Source organism: Streptomyces sp. NPDC001410 (genome assembly GCF_042895235.1).
In the GTDB taxonomy this organism is placed as follows: domain Bacteria; phylum Actinomycetota; class Actinomycetes; order Streptomycetales; family Streptomycetaceae; genus Streptomyces.
In genome coordinates, this window is the sequence record NZ_JBIAWE010000028.1 from 35,357 (window position 1) to 51,278 (window position 15,922).

Sequence of the window (15,922 nt, forward strand, 5' to 3'; positions counted from 1 at the left end):
CGTGACGGGCGCCCTGGTCGGCAGCGGCGCGGCCGTCGCCGGCTGACCAGTCAGCCCCACAGCACCGCACCCAGCCACGCCCCCGCGATCAGCAGACACGCGAACAGCTCGGCGAGCACACTGGAGCCGCCCGAGCGCATCGCCGTGCGCAGCGCGGCCATCGCCTCGCCGTGCCGGCCGAGCCGCAGTCGCTCGTGCAGGTAGATCCCGGCCATGAAGCCAGGCAGCGCGCCCACCACCGGGATCAGGACGAAGCCCAGGAGCGCGCCGACTCCGGCGTACACCGCCATGCGGGGGGTGGCGCCGCTCGCGCGCAGCCGGCGCGGCGGCAGCGCCCAGCGCACCACCAGCGACAGCAGCAGCACCCCGGTGGCGCCCACCAGAACGCCCCAGGCAACCGGCTGCGGGTCCTTCAGCGCCCACCACAGGACCGCGGCCCACACCAGCCACGACCCCGGCACCCCGGGCACCAGCACTCCGCACAGGCCGAGCACCAGCACCACGCCGACCAGCAGGAGTTCCCACGCTCCCATCTGCCCAGAGTGCCGGAGGAGGAAGGAACTCGCAGGTCACCGGGAGCCTTCGCGGGACACCCAGCCGCGCTCGTAGGCCTGCCAGCCCAGCTGCAGCCGGGTCGTCACCCCGGTCAGCTCCATCAGCCGCTTCACCCGGCGTTGTACGGTCCTCAGACCCAGGTCGAGCTGCTTGGCCACGCTCGCGTCGGTCAGCCCGGCCAGCAGCAGCGACAGCACCTCCAGATCGGTGGCGTCCGGGCCGTCCGGCTGCTGCTCGGTCACCCCGGACGCGCCCAGCCTCAGCGGCAGCGCCTCGCGCCACACCGACTCGAACAGCCCGGCCAGCAGCTCCAGCAGACCGCTCGCGTGCACCACCAGCGCGGCCGGCCCGGCCGTCCGCGAGGTCAGCGGCACCATCGCGAGGGAGCGGTCCGCGATCACCAGCTTGGTCGGCACCCGGTCCACCACCCGCACCTGCTCGTCCCGGCCGAGCGCGGCCGTCAGCTCGGTGAGCCCGTGCGGCAGGTCCAGAACCGCACGCTCCACCACCACCCGGTAGCGGACCCCGCGCCCGGCCGCCTGCTCCTCCGCGTCGTTCTCCATCCCGGAGACCACCACCGGATGGCCGGTGACCAGAGCGCACACCTCCTCGGCGGCGCCCAGCTGGAGCTGCAGGAAGCGCTGGGTGACCGCCGCGGCGCCGGTCACCACCTCCACCAGGTCGTGCACCTCCGGCTCGGCCGCCGCCGCCCGGTACTCCTCGGCCAGCAGCGCCGCCGCCAGCTCCGCCTTCTCCAGCTCGTGCCGCTGCTGGGTGAGCAGCGCCCCCAGCGCCACCCCGGGCGGGGCCGCCACCCAGCGGCCCGGCCGCGCGGGGGACTGGGCCGCGAGGCCCTGCCGCTCCAGCCGGCGCAGCGCACGCTCGGTGTCCGGCTCGGCCAGCGACAGACGCCGGGCCAGATCGGCCACCTCGGCGGCGCCCGCGGACACCAGCGCCCGGTACGCCGACTCGTGCGTCTCGTCCAGGCCTATCGCTGCCAGCATCGGCCCACGTCCCTCCCCTGAGAACCAGCCGTCGGCGCCGTACGGCCTGGCGGAAAACGGCCACGGCGCAAACCCGCCGTCGCCCATCATCGCCGTACCTCAGGTGACTCTGCCAAGGTGGGGGCACCGAAGGACGCGGGGCCGTGCGCACGGTTCACAGCTGCGTCCCAGGAAACCAAGCCACAATCACGCCATTCGACCGGCGCCCTCGGCGGCCGGTCGCGTGAGACGGTGACCCGGGCCCGCGCGTGCGCGAGCGCACGAGGGGATGTGGGGCCGGGTCGCTTCCGATGTCGCCGGGCGGCCCTCCCGTGGGGGGTGGGGTCGCCCGGCGGCCATCAACCTCCGTTTCTCGTACGGCTGTTCGTTCCATCCCTCGACACGCCGTTCGAGTCGGCCACGTGCGCCGGTTTTTCCTGATGCCCCGTTTTCATCCGGCCCGTGCGGTGGACAATTAGGGGCATGAGCCAGCAGGGGGGTAGGCCCGCCCGTCGCGAGGACGACTGGTGGGGGCAGCTGTACGACGACTCCACCGAGGACACGGGCCCCACGGCCGCACCCGACTCCCTGGACGACCGTTTCGCCTCGGCGAAGGACACGGTGGCGGGGCGGCCGGGCGGGACGACGGGGCACACCGGGGGCACGATGCCTCGGACACCGAGTCAGGAGCCGCCGCACGAGCCCGCAGTACCACCACAGCGAGCCGCGTCACCCCCGACGACCCCGGGCACCGCCCCGACCGGCGCACCGCCCAGCCGGCGTGCCCCCTGGGAACGTCCGCCGGCCGAACCCGCGGAGTCGGGGCGTACATCGGCTCCGAAGGTGGAATCCGAGGCACCCGGGGCCGGGCCGCCCTCGGGGGGCGGTGCCGGGGATCGGGAGCGGGCGGCGCGCACGTCGACCCGGAGTGCCGGACCTGAAGTGCCCGAGCCCTCGCCGCCCGGGTTGGGCCGAGGGGACGGATGGGCGGAGTCGGGGCGTACATCGGCTTCGAAGGCCGAACCCGAGGCGCCCGGGGCCTCGCCGTCCGGGTTGGGCCGAGCGGGCGGATGGGCGGAGTCGGCCGGACCCGAAGTGCCCGAAGCCTCGTGGCGCGGGGCGGGGGAAACGGACCGACGGGCGGAGAAGGAGCCCGGACCCGTTCCCGGAGCCCGAGCGGCCTCCGGGGGCCGGTCCGGCGTTCCGCCCGAGCGTGCCCCCGACCCCGAGGCGTCCGAGTGGCCCGAGGGGGCCCGGGCCCCCGGTGGTGCCTTCACGAGTCCGCCTCCCGTGGCCACCCAGCTCGACCTCGCCGCCACCTCCGCTCCACCCCCACCGTCCTCCGCCCTCGACTACGTCGGCTCCGGGCCGCCCACCTACGACCCCGAGCCCACCGCGCTCCCCGCCGCCGACCCGGACGAACTCGGGGATCTGGTCGCCGACACCGTGCTGGACGGTGCCCGGTACGGGGCCTGGACGTTGCGGGCCGTGTCGCTGCGTGGGGACTCGGCGCGGTATCGAGGGGAGCCGCGGCGGGACGCGCTGCTCACCGCGCGGTTCGGGGTGGGGGAGCAGGCGCTGGTGCTGGTCGCGATGGCGACCGGCGCGCGGGCCACGCCGGGTGCGCACCTGGCGGCGGCGGAGGCGTGCTGGCTGATCGGGCGGGCCGTGGGCCGCAGCCGGCAGCGGCTGGTCGACGACATCCGGGCCGCCCGCCGCGGCGACCTGAAGTCGGGGCTGCACCGGCTCACCGACCGCAGTCTGGGCAAGCTGCGCGCCAGCGCCGTCGAGCAGGGCCTGGATCCCGAGGAGTACTCGGCGAGCCTGCGCTGTCTGCTGCTGCCCGCCGACCCCGACTGCCGTACCCGGGTGTTCTTCGGTGCCGGCGAGGGGGGTCTGTTCCGGCTGCGGGACGGCGACTGGCAGGACATCGAGCCGCGGGTGTCACCCGCCGACACCACCGGCGAACCCGTCCTCGGCTTCGGCTCCCCGCCGGCCGAGACCCCCGAGGGCGACCGCCTCACCATGGACCTCGGCATCCCGACCCCGCCGAGCCCGTACGAGCCGGCGCCCGAGCCGCCGCGCGAACCCTTCCGGTTCCGCGCCTCGGTAGCCCGCCCGGGTGACGTGCTGGTGATGGGCACCGGCGGCCTCGCCGACCCGCTGCGCGGCGAGGCCGCCTTCTGCGCCTACCTGGCCCGCCGCTGGTCCGGCCGCACCCCGCCCGGCCTCGCCGCGTTCCTCGCGGACACCCAGGTGCGGGTGAAGGGCTACTCCGACGACCGCACGGCGGCGGCCGTTTGGGAGGCGTAACCGTGGCCCCTGTGGATTGATGGAACGGGAGGGGCGGATCCCGGGACATCGAAGGGGCTGACGAGAGCCATGGCCAAGCAGAACGTCGCCGAGCAGTTCGTCGACATCCTGGTCCGCGCCGGGGTACGCCGCCTCTACGGCGTCGTCGGCGACAGCCTCAACCCGGTCGTCGACGCCGTCCGCCGCAACTCCGCCATCGACTGGATCCACGTACGGCACGAGGAGACCGCCGCCTTCGCGGCCGGCGCCGAAGCCCAGATCACCGGCAGCCTCGCCGCCTGCGCCGGCTCCTGCGGCCCGGGCAACCTCCACCTCATCAACGGCCTGTACGACGCCCACCGCTCCATGGCCCCGGTGCTCGCCCTCGCCTCGCACATCCCCTCCAGCGAGATCGGCCTCGGCTACTTCCAGGAGACCCACCCGGACCGGCTCTTCCAGGAGTGCAGCCACTACAGCGAGCTGATCTCCAGCCCCCGGCAGATGCCCCGGCTGCTGCAGACAGCCATCCAGCACGCGGTCGGCCAGAGCGGCGTGAGCGTGGTCTCCCTGCCCGGCGACATCGCCGCCGAACCCGCCCCGGAGAAGGCCCCCCAGAGCGCCCTCGTCACCTCCCGGCCCACCGTCCGGCCCGGCGACGCCGAGATCGACAAGCTCGTGGAGATGATCGACACGGCCGACAAGGTCACCCTCTTCTGCGGCAGCGGCACGGCCGGCGCGCACACCGAGGTCATGCGGTTCGCGGAGCGCGTCAAGTCGCCCGTGGGGCACGCCCTGCGCGGCAAGGAGTGGATCCAGTACGACAACCCGTACGACGTCGGCATGAGCGGCCTGCTCGGCTACGGCGCCGCCTACGAGGCCACCCACGAGTGCGACCTGCTGATCCTGCTCGGTACCGACTTCCCGTACAACGCCTTCCTGCCGGACGACGTGCGGATCGCACAGATCGACGTACGCCCCGAGGTGCTCGGCCGCCGCTCCCGGCTCGACCTCGCCGTGTGGGGCGACGTCCGCGAGACCCTGCGCTGTCTGCTCCCGCGGGTGCGGGAGAAGACCGACCGGCGCTTCCTCGACAAGATGCTGAAGAAGCACGCCGACGCGCTGGAGGGCGTGGTCAAGGCGTACACGCGGAGGGTCGAGAAGCACGTCCCGATCCACCCCGAGTACGTGGCCGCCGTCCTGGACGAAGTCGCCGACGACGACGCCGTGTTCACCGTCGACACGGGCATGTGCAACGTGTGGGCCGCCCGCTACATCTCGCCCAACGGCCGGCGCCGGATCATCGGTTCCTTCTCGCACGGCTCGATGGCGAACGCGCTGCCCATGGCGATCGGCGCCCAGTTCACCGACCGGCGCCGGCAGGTCGTCTCCATGTCCGGGGACGGCGGATTCGCCATGCTGATGGGCGACTTCCTCACGCTCGTACAGCACGACCTGCCGGTCAAGGTCGTGCTGTTCAACAACTCCTCGCTCTCCATGGTCGAGTTGGAGATGCTGGTCGCGGGCCTGCCCTCGTACGGCACCGCCAACACCAACCCCGACTTCGCCGCCGTGGCCCGCGCCTGCGGTGCCCACGGGGTGCGGGTGGAGAAGCCCAAGCAGCTCGCCGGGGCGCTGAAGGACGCTTTCCGCCACAAGGGCCCGGCCCTGGTGGACATCGTCACCGATCCCAACGCCCTGTCCATCCCGCCGAAGATCAGTGCCGAGATGGTCACCGGGTTCGCGCTCTCCGCCTCGAAGATCGTGCTCGACGGCGGGGTCGGCCGGATGCTCCAGATGGCCCGCTCCAATCTGCGGAACGTCCCCAGACCCTGAGGGCCTGTGTCATATTCCCGGCTGGGCCCTGAGCGGGCCGACCGGAGCGATGGTTTCCGGCCAGTTTCGTGCCGGGTGACGGCCCATCGCGGCACGGCTCGGCCTCCGCTGCCGGACGGCCGAGCCGTGCCGCGATGAGGCGTGCGTGACGTCGTACGGCGGGCTTGGCGGGTGCGGGGGTGCCGGAGGGCCGGCCGGGCGGCCGTCCGGGGGTGGCCGAACAGACGGCCGTCGGCGGACCGCCATGCGTGCCCACAGGACCGTTGGGCATGGATTGCCGTGTACGCGTTCGATCAGGAGGGGCAGGTCCGGCAACGTGCAGGCGGGGGTCATGAAGAGGCAGGCACGAGGGGGCGGTCCCGTGGCCATCGGGGCCTCCTCGGCGAAGGCGGGGGAAGAGACCGACACCATCGCGGAACGGGCGCACCGGCCCCAGCTCAGGCGCAGGCTGGGGCGGGCGGACCTCAGGGCGGTGCCCGAGGCCCGACGGGAGCTGCGTGAACTGCTGCGGCAGTGGGGCAGGCCGGACCGCTCGGAGATAGCAGAACTGCTGACCAGCGAACTCGTCACCAACGCGCTGGTGCACACCGACGACGACGCCGTACTGACCGCCGTCGTCTCACCGCGCGGACTGCGCGTGGAGGTACGGGACTTCGTGGCCCGCAGGCCGCTCCTGCGCGCGCCGGACACCGGCGACGACACCCACGGCCGGGGGCTGGTCCTGGTGCAGTCCCTCGCGGACGCCTGGGGCGTACGGCCGCACGGGGTGGGCAAGTCGGTGTGGTTCGAACTCGGCGCCGAGGCAGCGTAGCCGCGTGAGAGGGAGCGGAGACGGAGACAGGAACGGGACGGGGGCGTGACCCGCGTGGTCACGCCCCCGTCCCGTGCCGATCCGAAGTCCTGGCGTCCTAGCCGAACTGCTGTTCGAGGTCCTTCAGCTTGCGCTCCAGCGAGTCCAGGCGCGGCAGGGCCATGGTGTCGTCCTCCGCGGTGAGGTCCACCGTGAGCGGCTCAGTGGCCTTGCGAACCGGCTGAAGGGAGGGCCGAGAGCGTACGGGCAGCTGCTCCGGCGTCGATATGGCAGGCTCCGCGGTCGCCGACGCGGGCTCGCGCTCCAGCGTCTGGATCTCGACCTGCCGGCCGGCGGTGCGGCCGACGAAGCCGCGGTGGCCCCGGCTGATCGCCTTGAGCTGGGCGCGCTCCACCCGCTGCTGGTCGCGTCGGCGCTGCCGCGCCTGCTCCTTCTGCCGGGTGTCCTCGCGGACCTCCTCGACGGCCTCGTCAAGACTGCGCACGCCTTCGAGCAACATCAGCGACCAGGCCTTGTAAGTCTCGCGGGGGGCCCGCAGCCAGCGCACGATGCGGATCTGGGGCAGCGGACGCGGCACCAGGCCCTGCTCGCGCAGCGCGGCCCGGCGGGTCTGCTTCAGCGCGCGGTCGAACAGGACGGCCGCGGACAGCGACATGCCGGAGAAGAACTGCGGCGCGCCGTCGTGACCCACACCTCGGGGCGCGTGCACCCAGTTGAACCAGGCCGCGGCCGCGGCGAACATCCACACCAGTATCCGGGAGCCGAGCGCCGCGTCACCGTGGCTGGCCTCGCGCACCGCGAGGACGGAGCAGAACATCGCCGCGCCGTCCAGGCCGAACGGCACCAGGTACTGCCAGCCGCCGGTCAGGCCGAGGTTCTGCTCGCCGAAGCCGACCAGGCCGTGGAAGGAAAGTGCGGCCGCGACCGCCGCACAGCAGAAAAGAAGCACGTAGGAGGCCGTGCCGTAGATGGCCTCCTTGCGCCTGCGGCGCTCCTCGCTGCGCTCCCACGAGTCGTCCGCGCTCGCGTTCTCCCCGGAGGAGCGCTTGCCGCGCGCGAGCACCGCCACCGCCGCCAGCATGCCCAGGAGCAGTACGGCGCCCGGAAGCAACCAGTTCAGCGATATGTCGGTCAGTCTCATCAGGGGTCCCTTGCATTGGGATAGGGCGTAACGCCCGCCATAGTGGCCCACTCCCGACGGCCCTCAGGGGGTTTCGGGGCAAGAGGCCGCCAAGGAAGTGCAAGGGGATGCCCAGGGCGGCGTTCTGCTCGAACTGCCGCTTGAGGGGCGGGAGTTGAGTTCGAATAAGACTACCCGTACGGATGGTTCCGCGGAAAGTTCCCGTGACAAGTGAGGGAGTTGTGAATTGCCCGTCCGGGGGTGGGTGGTCCGGATGCGGTGATCCTAGTGGACCCGGGGGCTGCTCCGGACCAGAGCGGGATGGATAGGTAAGGCTAACCTTATCCGCCCTTCGGGGAGTTTGAACTGTCGCCTTGTGCGCCTAAGGTGCTTGACGGACAAGTAACAAACCGCCGTTAATGACCCGAGTGCCGACCAGCCGGAGGAGGACCCCGTGAAGCAGGGCGTGCAGGGCTCCCCCCGGGTGCCTGCGCAGCAGCGCGCGGTGAACGTGGACGTGGCCCGGGAGCGGGGCGCCGCCCTGCCGGGCGCGCGGGGCGAGCACACGCACTGTGAGCGGCCGATGCCGCAGCCGCGGGCCGTCGTGCAGCGCTCCTCGGTGCGCGGGCAGATCCTGGACGCGCTGCGTACGGCGCTGGTGGCGGGCGAGCTGAAGCCCGGCGAGGTCTACTCCGCACCGGTCCTCGGCGAACGTTTCGGCGTGTCGGCGACCCCCGTGCGGGAAGCCATGCAGCAGCTCGCGCTGGAGGGCGCCGTCGAGGTCGTGCCCAACCGTGGCTTCCGGGTCGTCGAGCGGGGTGCGCGCGAGCTGGCCGAGCTGGCCGAGGTGCGGGCGCTGATCGAGGTCCCGGTGATGCTGCGGCTGGCCCGCGCCGTTCCGGCCGAGCGGTGGGCCGAACTCCGGCCCCTCGCGGAGGAGACGGTACGCGCGGCGTCCTCCGGCTGCGTGGCGACGTACGCGGAGTCCGACCGTGCCTTTCACCGGGCCGTCCTGTCCCTGGCGGGCAACGAGCAGCTGGTCCAGGTCGCGGAGGACCTGCACCGGCGGTCACAGGTACGGCACGGCAGGGCGGACCTGGTGGCGGACGCGGCGCAACACGCTGCGCTGCTTGACGCGTTGATCGCTCGGGATCTCGATGTCGTGCGGGCGCTGGTGGGGGAGCACTTCGCCGGCGCGAGCTGAGCGGGCTCTCGCCGTTGGGGTGGGATCCTTCGCCGGGTGCGGGTCCGTCGTGGCTTGTCGCGCGCACGCGGCGGAGCCGCATATCGATACAGCCCCGCGCCCCTTGGGTACGTTGCGCTGACCGGCGACGAGCCCGCACCCACCCGCCGCTAGGCCGTCGCAGCCCCCGGAGCCGGTGGAGTCAGCTGGCGGGCCAGCCACGTAGGTACACCGCCGAGCAACCGGAACAGCCGCCGGGCCTCCTCCCGTAGCCGCGAAGCCTCCGGCTCGGACTCCGCGTCCGCCAGCGACGCCAGCGCAGGTGCCGTACCCACCAGGTAGCCCAACTCCTCACGGATGCGCAGTGATTCGGCGAAGCCGTGCCGGGCCTCCGCCAACTCTCCCTCCCGCAGTGCGAGTCCGGCCAGGTGGCGCCAGGTGAAGGACAGGAGCAGCGGGTCGGCGTGTGCCGTCGCGCCCGCGTGGGCCCGGCGGTACGCGGCGCGGGCCGCCTGCGGGGAGCGGGCGAGGTTCTCGGCCAGCAGGCCCCGGCGGAAGTCCAGCAGGGCCCGGCCCGCGGCCCCCGGAGGGATCAGTGCGGCCGCCCGCCCCAGCGCGGCTCGGGCCTCGTCCGCCCGGTCCCGTACCCCGTGCAGCGTGGCCGCGTAGGCGAGCTGGCCGCGTTCGCAGGCGGCCGCTCCCCGCTCCTCGTCGGTGTGCGCCTGCGCCTCGGCCGTGCGGAGGGCGTCCTCCGCCTCCTCCCAGCCCCGCTCGGTGTACAGGCACCGTTCGACCAGCAGCGCGGCCCGCTGCAGGGTCGTGGCCGGTGTGTCCGCCGGGAGCAGCGCCGCCGCATCGGCCCAGCAGGCCCGCGAGCGCAGCCGCCATACCGCGGTCTGGAGAGGATCGTCGCCGGCGGTCGTTCCGTTACCAGACATGGCGGAATGCGCCACGTTGCCCTCCCCGAGCACGCCATCGAGCTGTTGAGTGGTGGCGGCATTCCAGCACCAATGGCGGGGCCGGGCCAAGAGGGTGGGTGAAAGATTTCACAAAGTGGCGGGGCATTGGCGTGAGTTGGTTTGACCGCCCCACGCCCGTCCGGCCTCAGCTCATGCGCAGTGCCAGGAAGAAGTCCAGCTTGTCCTCGAGGCGCGACAGGTCCCGTCCCGTCAACTGCTCGATGCGGCCCACCCGGTAGCGCAGCGTGTTGACGTGCAGGTGGAGCCGGGTGGCGCAGCGGGTCCAGGAGCCGTCGCACTCCAGGAACGCCTCCAGGGTCGGGATCAGTTCGGCGCGGTGACGGCGGTCGTAGTCCGTCAGGGGGTCCAGCAGGCGTGCCGTGAAGGCGCGGCGGACGTCGTCCGGGACGAAGGGCAGCAGGAGGACGTGGGAGGCCAGTTCCTGGTGGCCGGCCGCGCAGACCCGGCCGGGACGGGCCGCGGCCACCCGGCGGGCGTGCCGGGCCTCCTCCAGGGCGCCGCGCAGCCCCTCAGCCGAGTGCACGGCCGCGCTGACACCGAGCGTGATCCGCCCGTCGTCGTTCAGGCCCGCCGACAGCGGCTCCCGCACCGACTGCAGCAGCGCGTCGGCGAGCAGACCGGTCTCCGAGCCGTCGTGCTCGGTGGCGACCGCCGGGAGGGGGACCAGCGCGATCGCCTCGTCGCCGGTGTGTGCGACGGCGATGCGGTCCGAGGGCTCCGGGCCCGTGGCCATGGGGTCGACCAGGACCTCCTCCAGCAGCGACTGGGCGACCGGGCCGCCCTCGACCACGTCGCCCTCCCACTCCACGCGGGCCACCACGACCTGCCAGTGCGGGGCCGCCCCGAGCCCGGGCAGCAGCACGGGTGCCGCCACCCGCAGGCGCGCGGCGATCTCGCCCGGTGCGGCGCCCGTCTGCACCAGCTCCAGCACCTCCTGGGCGAGCCGGCGACGCACCGTGCGCGCCGCGTCCCGGCGGTCCCGTTCGACGGCGATCAGCTGGGTGACGCCCTGGAGCAGGTCGAGGCGCTCTTCCGGCCAGTCCCCGGCGTCCGCCTCGACGGCCAGCAGCCAGTCCGACAGGACCGTCTCGCGCACGTCGCGGGCGGCCTGCGGGGAACGCCCGGAGGAGCGGATCGGGAACAGGGAGTAGCGGGTCCCGCCCAGCAGCAGCCGGTGCGGTCCGCGGCGGCCGGTGCGGGCGGCGGCCAGGTGCTCGGCGGCCAGCTTGGCGCAGGTCTCCGGCGGCAGCTCGGGGCCCGAGACCTTCGAGCCCGCGATCAGCCGGCCGGTGGGGGAGAGCACCCAGGCGCGCAGGTCCAGGTCGGAGCCGAGCAGGTCGAGGACCACGTCCGGGCCGCCGCCGGCCGGGCCTGAGGTCATCATCCGGCGGTGCCGGTCGACCACGGCCGCCAGGTCCCCGGCCCGCTCGCCGGAGACCTGCCGTACGACGTGCTCGGTGATGGTCGCGAACGCCACCGACTCGTGCACCGCGAACAGCGGCAGCCGGTGCCGGGCGCAGGCCAGCACCAGGTCGTCCGGCACATCGCCCAGCTCGGCCTCGCCGGCCGCGAGGGCCGCCACCCCGGCCTGCACCAGGATGCGCACGAAGGGTTCGGAGTCGTCGGCGTCCCGACGCCAGGCCAGGCCCGTCAGCACCAGCTCGCCGCCGGAGAGATAGCGGCTCGGGTCGCGCAGGTCGGTGGTCATGACTCCGCGTACCGAGCGGTCCAGCTCGTCCTCGCCGCCGAGCAGCCGCAGGCCCAGCGCATCGGTGTCCAGAAGTGCGCGCAGCCGCATCTCGTCGCCGCCGTTCTTTGTCTCGAAACCTACGATGAATCTTGGATGGGTGACGGGGGAGGGACCCGACGCGGGGCGCACAGGCCGTTCTCCGGGGTCGTCGGGCCGTGTCCTGCGTTTCCCGAGGAAAACGGAGAGGTTACCGATGGCCTCCGTTCATACGAATCTACAAGATGCCCCACGTGGCCAGCCAACTCCTTCATGTTTTCGGTGACTGACCGGGTCGGAGTACGGGGCGGTGTACTGAGTCCACTCCGCGTTAACAGGACATGAACGAGCCGGGCCCGCCGCACACGGATTGGCTCAATACGTACGACCCACGAGACGAAGAAGAGAGCCGGTCATGGACTTCCTTCGCCCCGCCAGCTGGGAGGAGGCGCTCGCCGCGAAGGCCGAGCACCCCACCGCTGTGCCGATTGCGGGTGGCACCGATGTGATGGTCGAGATCAACTTCGACCACCGCCGGCCCGAGTACCTGCTCGACCTGAACCGCATCGGCGACCTCACCGAGTGGGAGGTCGGCGAGGGCACCGTACGGCTGGGTGCCTCCGTCCCGTACACCCAGATCATGGAGAATCTCCGTGCCGAGCTGCCCGGCCTGGCGCTCGCCTCGCACACGGTCGCCTCCCCGCAGATCCGCAACCGCGGCGGCGTCGGCGGCAACCTCGGCACGGCCTCGCCCGCCGGTGACGCGCACCCCGCCCTCCTCGCGGCCGGCGCCGACGTCGAGGTGGAGTCGGCGGCCCGCGGCACCCGCCTGATCCCGATCGACGCGTTCTACACCGGCGTCAAGCGCAACGCGCTCCAGCCCGACGAGCTGATCCGCGCCGTCCACATCAAGAAGGCGGACGGCCCGCAGCAGTACTCCAAGGTCGGCACCCGCAACGCCATGGTCATCGCGGTGTGCGCCTTCGGTCTCGCCCTGCACCCCGAGACCCGTACGGTCCGGACCGGCATCGGCTCCGCCGCCCCGACCCCCGTGCGGGCCAAGACCGCCGAGGACTTCCTGAACGCGGCTCTGGAAGAGGGCGGCTTCTGGGACAACGGAAAGATCATCACCCCGTCGGTCGCCAAGCAGTTCGCGGACCTGTGCTCGGCCGCCTGCAACCCGATCGACGACGTCCGGGGCACCGCGAGCTACCGCCGCCACGCGGTCGGCGTGATGGCCCGCCGGACGCTCACCTGGACCTGGGAGTCGTACCGCGGCGCCCGCCGCACCACCGAGGGAGCTGCGTAATGCGCGTCAACTTCACCGTCAACGGACGTCCGCAGGAAGCCGACGACGTCTGGGAGGGCGAGAGCCTGCTCTACGTCCTGCGCGAGCGCCTCGGCCTGCCCGGCTCCAAGAACGCCTGCGAGCAGGGCGAGTGCGGCTCCTGCACCGTCCGTCTGGACGGCGTCCCGGTCTGTTCCTGCCTGGTCGCGGCCGGCCAGGTCGAGGGCCGCGAGGTCGTGACCGTCGAGGGCCTCGCGGACTACGCCAAGCAGCGCGCCGAGGGCGGCTGCGCGAGCGGCGCCTGCGGTACGAGCCTCCAGGACGCCCAGCAGTGGCAGGCCAAGGACACCGACTCGCAGACCGGCGAGGGCACTGAACTCTCGCCCATCCAACAGGCGTTCATCGACGCCGGCGCCGTCCAGTGCGGCTTCTGCACCCCGGGTCTGCTGGTCGCCGCCGACGAGATGCTGGAGAACAACCCGAACCCGTCCGACGCGGACATCCGCGAGGCGCTGTCGGGCAACCTGTGCCGCTGCACGGGCTACGAGAAGATCATGGACGCGGTCCGTCTGGCGGCTGCCCGCCAGTCCGAGGGGGTCTGACATGCCGACCAACGGCGCTCCTACGAAGATCACGCAGGGCACCCGGACCAAGGGCGGCATCGGCGAGTCCACGCTCCGTCCGGACGGCACCCTCAAGGTCACCGGCGAGTTCGCGTACTCGTCCGACATGTGGCACGAGGACATGCTGTGGGGCCAGATCCTGCGCTCCACCGTCGCCCACGCCGAGATCGTGTCGATCGACACCGCCGAGGCCCTCGCCACGCCCGGTGTCTACGCGGTCCTGACCTACGACGACCTGCCCACCGCGGTGAAGAACTACGGCCTGGAGATCCAGGACACCCCGGTCCTCGCGCACGGCAAGGTACGCCACCACGGCGAGCCGGTCGCGATCGTCGCCGCCGACCACCCGGAGACGGCCCGCCGCGCCGCCGCCAAGATCAAGGTCGAGTACCGGGAACTCCCGGTCATCACCGACGAGGCCTCCGCGACCGCCCCGGACGCGATCCTCGTCCACGAGAACCGCGACGACCACCACATCGGCCATGTCCCGCACCCGAACATCGTGCACCGCCAGCCGATCATCCGCGGCAACGCGGACGAGGCCGCGAAGCGAGCCGATGTCATCGTCAAGGGCGAGTACACCTTCGGCATGCAGGACCAGGCCTTCCTCGGCCCCGAGTCCGGCCTCGCCGTGCCCGAGGAGGACGGCGGCGTCCACCTCTACATCGCCACCCAGTGGCTCCACTCCGACCTGCGCCAGATCGCGCCCGTCCTCGGTCTGCCCGAGGACAAGGTGCGCATGACGCTGGCCGGCGTGGGCGGCGCGTTCGGCGGCCGCGAGGACCTGTCGATGCAGATCCACGCCTGCTTGCTGGCGCTGCGCACCGGCAAGCCCGTCAAGATCGTCTACAACCGGTTCGAGTCCTTCTTCGGGCACGTCCACCGGCACCCGGCGAAGCTCTACTACGAGCACGGGGCCACGCGCGACGGCAAGTTGACGCACATGAAGTGCCGGATCGTCCTGGACGGCGGCGCCTACGCCTCCGCCTCCCCTGCAGTCGTCGGCAACGCCTCCTCCCTCTCCGTCGGCCCGTACGTCATCGACGACGTCGACATCGAGGCCATCGCCCTCTACACCAACAACCCGCCCTGCGGCGCCATGCGCGGCTTCGGCGCGGTCCAGGCGTGCTTCGCCTACGAGGCGCAGATGGACAAGCTGGCGAAGAAGCTGGGCATGGACCCGGTGGAATTCCGGCAGCTGAACGCGATGGAGCAGGGGACCATCATGCCGACCGGGCAGCCGGTCGACTCCCCGGCCCCGGTCGCCGAACTGCTGCGCCGCGTCAAGGCGATGCCCATGCCGCCGGAGCGCCAGTGGGAGTCCAGCGAGGGCGCCGACGTACGGCAGCTGCCCGGCGGCCTGTCCAACACCACGCACGGCGAAGGCGTCGTACGCGGGGTCGGCTACGCGGTCGGCATCAAGAACGTCGGCTTCTCCGAGGGCTTCGACGACTACTCCACCGCCAAGGTGCGCATGGAGGTCATCGGCGGCGAGCCGGTCGCGACCGTGCACACCGCGATGGCGGAGGTCGGCCAGGGCGGAGTCACCGTCCACGCGCAGATCGCCCGCACCGAGCTGGGCGTCGCCCAGGTGACCATCCACCCGGCCGACACCCAGGTGGGCAGCGCCGGCTCGACCTCGGCCTCCCGGCAGACGTACGTCACCGGCGGCGCCGTGAAGCACACCTGCGAACTCGTCCGCGAGAAGGTACTGGAGATCGGCCGCCGCAAGTTCGGCAGCTACCACCCCGCCTGGGCCACCGCCGAACTCCTGCTGGAGGGCGGCAAGGTCGTCACCGACGGCGGCGAGGTCCTCGGCGACCTGGTCGACGTCCTGGAGGGCGAGACCGTCGAGATCGAGGCGGAGTGGCGGCACCGGCCGACCGAAGCCTTCGACCTGGCGACCGGCCAGGGCGACGGACACGTCCAGTACTCCTTCGCCGCGCACCGCGCGGTCGTCGAGGTCGACACCGAACTCGGCCTGGTCAAGGTCATCGAACTGGCCTGCGCCCAGGACGTCGGCAAGGCCCTCAACCCGCTGTCCGTGATCGGCCAGATCCAGGGTGGCACCACCCAGGGCCTGGGCGTGGCGGTGATGGAGGAGATCATCGTCGACCCGAAGACGGCGAAGGTCAGGAACCCCTCCTTCACGGACTACCTGATCCCGACCATCCTCGACACGCCGACCATCCCGGTCGACGTCCTCGAACTCGCCGACGACCACGCCCCGTACGGGCTGCGCGGCATCGGTGAAGCCCCGACCCTGTCGTCCACCCCGGCCGTCCTCGCGGCGATCCGGAACGCGACCGGGCTGGAGCTCAACCGCACTCCGGTGCGGCCCGAGCACCTGACGGGGACCGCGTAACACCCCAGCTCTCCGGGCGGTGTGAGGGAACGTCACACACTCCGCCGCGCCGCCCGGAGGAACCCCTTTGAGTTCCGCACCGCTCGCGGTCCTTGAAGTACCAGGAAATTCGTTCGTCTCGGGCCGTCCCCCGGGTCGTCCATTCCCCCAAATCCCGTGAGTT

Annotated in this window: 12 protein-coding genes; 7 read left to right on the forward strand and 5 right to left on the reverse strand. The window is 72.5% G+C overall.

The features are described 5' to 3' along the window. Positions 1-50 precede the first annotated feature (50 nt). Positions 51-533 (reverse strand): DUF456 domain-containing protein, encoded by a 483-nt coding sequence (locus ACFY3C_RS41995; protein ID WP_389170454.1) that lies wholly within the window; start codon positions 531-533, stop codon positions 51-53. A 36-nt stretch (positions 534-569) separates the two neighbouring features. Continuing rightward, positions 570-1,559 (reverse strand): helix-turn-helix domain-containing protein, encoded by a 990-nt coding sequence (locus ACFY3C_RS42000; protein ID WP_390774632.1) that lies wholly within the window; start codon positions 1,557-1,559, stop codon positions 570-572. Between the two features lie 1,269 nt (positions 1,560-2,828). Between ACFY3C_RS42000 and ACFY3C_RS42005 the strand changes: the two genes are divergently transcribed. The 3 genes from ACFY3C_RS42005 to ACFY3C_RS42015 all read left to right on the forward strand — a co-directional run bounded on the left by ACFY3C_RS42005 (position 2,829) and on the right by ACFY3C_RS42015 (position 6,474). Next, positions 2,829-3,851: a protein phosphatase 2C domain-containing protein gene (locus ACFY3C_RS42005; protein WP_386580775.1), complete on the forward strand. Its 1,023-nt coding sequence runs from the start codon at positions 2,829-2,831 to the stop codon at positions 3,849-3,851. A 69-nt stretch (positions 3,852-3,920) separates the two neighbouring features. Then, the gene (locus ACFY3C_RS42010) at positions 3,921-5,663 is read left to right on the forward strand and encodes a pyruvate dehydrogenase (RefSeq protein WP_390774633.1); all 1,743 of its coding nucleotides are present in this window, start codon (positions 3,921-3,923) and stop codon (positions 5,661-5,663) included. Between the two features lie 361 nt (positions 5,664-6,024). Then, positions 6,025-6,474, forward strand: a complete 450-nt coding sequence (locus tag ACFY3C_RS42015; protein WP_390774634.1) for an ATP-binding protein — start codon at positions 6,025-6,027, stop codon at positions 6,472-6,474. 97 nt (positions 6,475-6,571) lie between these two features. On the opposite strand, the gene ACFY3C_RS42020 is transcribed toward ACFY3C_RS42015, so the two are convergent. Further along, positions 6,572-7,615 (reverse strand): DUF2637 domain-containing protein, encoded by a 1,044-nt coding sequence (locus ACFY3C_RS42020; protein WP_390774635.1) that lies wholly within the window; start codon positions 7,613-7,615, stop codon positions 6,572-6,574. Between the two features lie 433 nt (positions 7,616-8,048). On the opposite strand from ACFY3C_RS42020, the gene ACFY3C_RS42025 reads away from it, so the two are divergent. Beyond that, complete coding sequence (locus tag ACFY3C_RS42025; RefSeq protein WP_386580779.1) at positions 8,049-8,798, forward strand: GntR family transcriptional regulator; 750 nt, start codon at positions 8,049-8,051, stop codon at positions 8,796-8,798. Between the two features lie 149 nt (positions 8,799-8,947). On the opposite strand, the gene ACFY3C_RS42030 is transcribed toward ACFY3C_RS42025, so the two are convergent. After that, positions 8,948-9,715, reverse strand: a complete 768-nt coding sequence (locus ACFY3C_RS42030; protein ID WP_390774636.1) for a hypothetical protein — start codon at positions 9,713-9,715, stop codon at positions 8,948-8,950. 166 nt (positions 9,716-9,881) lie between these two features. Continuing rightward, complete coding sequence (locus ACFY3C_RS42035; protein ID WP_390774637.1) at positions 9,882-11,555, reverse strand: PucR family transcriptional regulator; 1,674 nt, start codon at positions 11,553-11,555, stop codon at positions 9,882-9,884. A gap of 343 nt (positions 11,556-11,898) precedes the next feature. Between ACFY3C_RS42035 and ACFY3C_RS42040 the strand changes: the two genes are divergently transcribed. Genes ACFY3C_RS42040 through ACFY3C_RS42050 form a run of 3 tightly spaced genes read left to right on the forward strand, consistent with a single transcriptional unit; the run spans position 11,899 to position 15,759 of the window. Beyond that, a complete protein-coding gene (locus ACFY3C_RS42040; RefSeq protein ID WP_386580785.1) occupies positions 11,899-12,792 on the forward strand; it encodes an FAD binding domain-containing protein in 894 nt (297 codons plus the stop codon). Beyond that, positions 12,792-13,373: a (2Fe-2S)-binding protein gene (locus tag ACFY3C_RS42045; protein WP_390774638.1), complete on the forward strand. Its 582-nt coding sequence runs from the start codon at positions 12,792-12,794 to the stop codon at positions 13,371-13,373. Before ACFY3C_RS42040 ends, ACFY3C_RS42045 begins: the two co-directional genes overlap by 1 nt. A 1-nt stretch (position 13,374) precedes the next feature. Further along, the gene (locus ACFY3C_RS42050) at positions 13,375-15,759 is read left to right on the forward strand and encodes a xanthine dehydrogenase family protein molybdopterin-binding subunit (RefSeq protein ID WP_390774639.1); all 2,385 of its coding nucleotides are present in this window, start codon (positions 13,375-13,377) and stop codon (positions 15,757-15,759) included. Positions 15,760-15,922: the final 163 nt, after the last annotated feature.

Excerpts from the sequence above, each read along its gene's own strand:
- ACFY3C_RS41995 (WP_389170454.1), bottom strand. The coding sequence starts at position 533 with ATGGGAGCGTGGGAACTCCTGCTGGTCGGCGTGGTGCTGGTGCTCGGC.
- ACFY3C_RS42000 (WP_390774632.1), bottom strand. The coding sequence starts at position 1,559 with ATGCTGGCAGCGATAGGCCTGGACGAGACGCACGAGTCGGCGTACCGG.
- ACFY3C_RS42010 (WP_390774633.1), top strand. The coding sequence starts at position 3,921 with ATGGCCAAGCAGAACGTCGCCGAGCAGTTCGTCGACATCCTGGTCCGC.
- ACFY3C_RS42020 (WP_390774635.1), bottom strand. The coding sequence starts at position 7,615 with ATGAGACTGACCGACATATCGCTGAACTGGTTGCTTCCGGGCGCCGTA.
- ACFY3C_RS42030 (WP_390774636.1), bottom strand. The coding sequence starts at position 9,715 with ATGTCTGGTAACGGAACGACCGCCGGCGACGATCCTCTCCAGACCGCG.
- ACFY3C_RS42035 (WP_390774637.1), bottom strand. The coding sequence starts at position 11,555 with ATGCGGCTGCGCGCACTTCTGGACACCGATGCGCTGGGCCTGCGGCTG.
- ACFY3C_RS42040 (WP_386580785.1), top strand. The coding sequence starts at position 11,899 with ATGGACTTCCTTCGCCCCGCCAGCTGGGAGGAGGCGCTCGCCGCGAAG.
- ACFY3C_RS42045 (WP_390774638.1), top strand. The coding sequence starts at position 12,792 with ATGCGCGTCAACTTCACCGTCAACGGACGTCCGCAGGAAGCCGACGAC.
- ACFY3C_RS42050 (WP_390774639.1), top strand. The coding sequence starts at position 13,375 with ATGCCGACCAACGGCGCTCCTACGAAGATCACGCAGGGCACCCGGACC.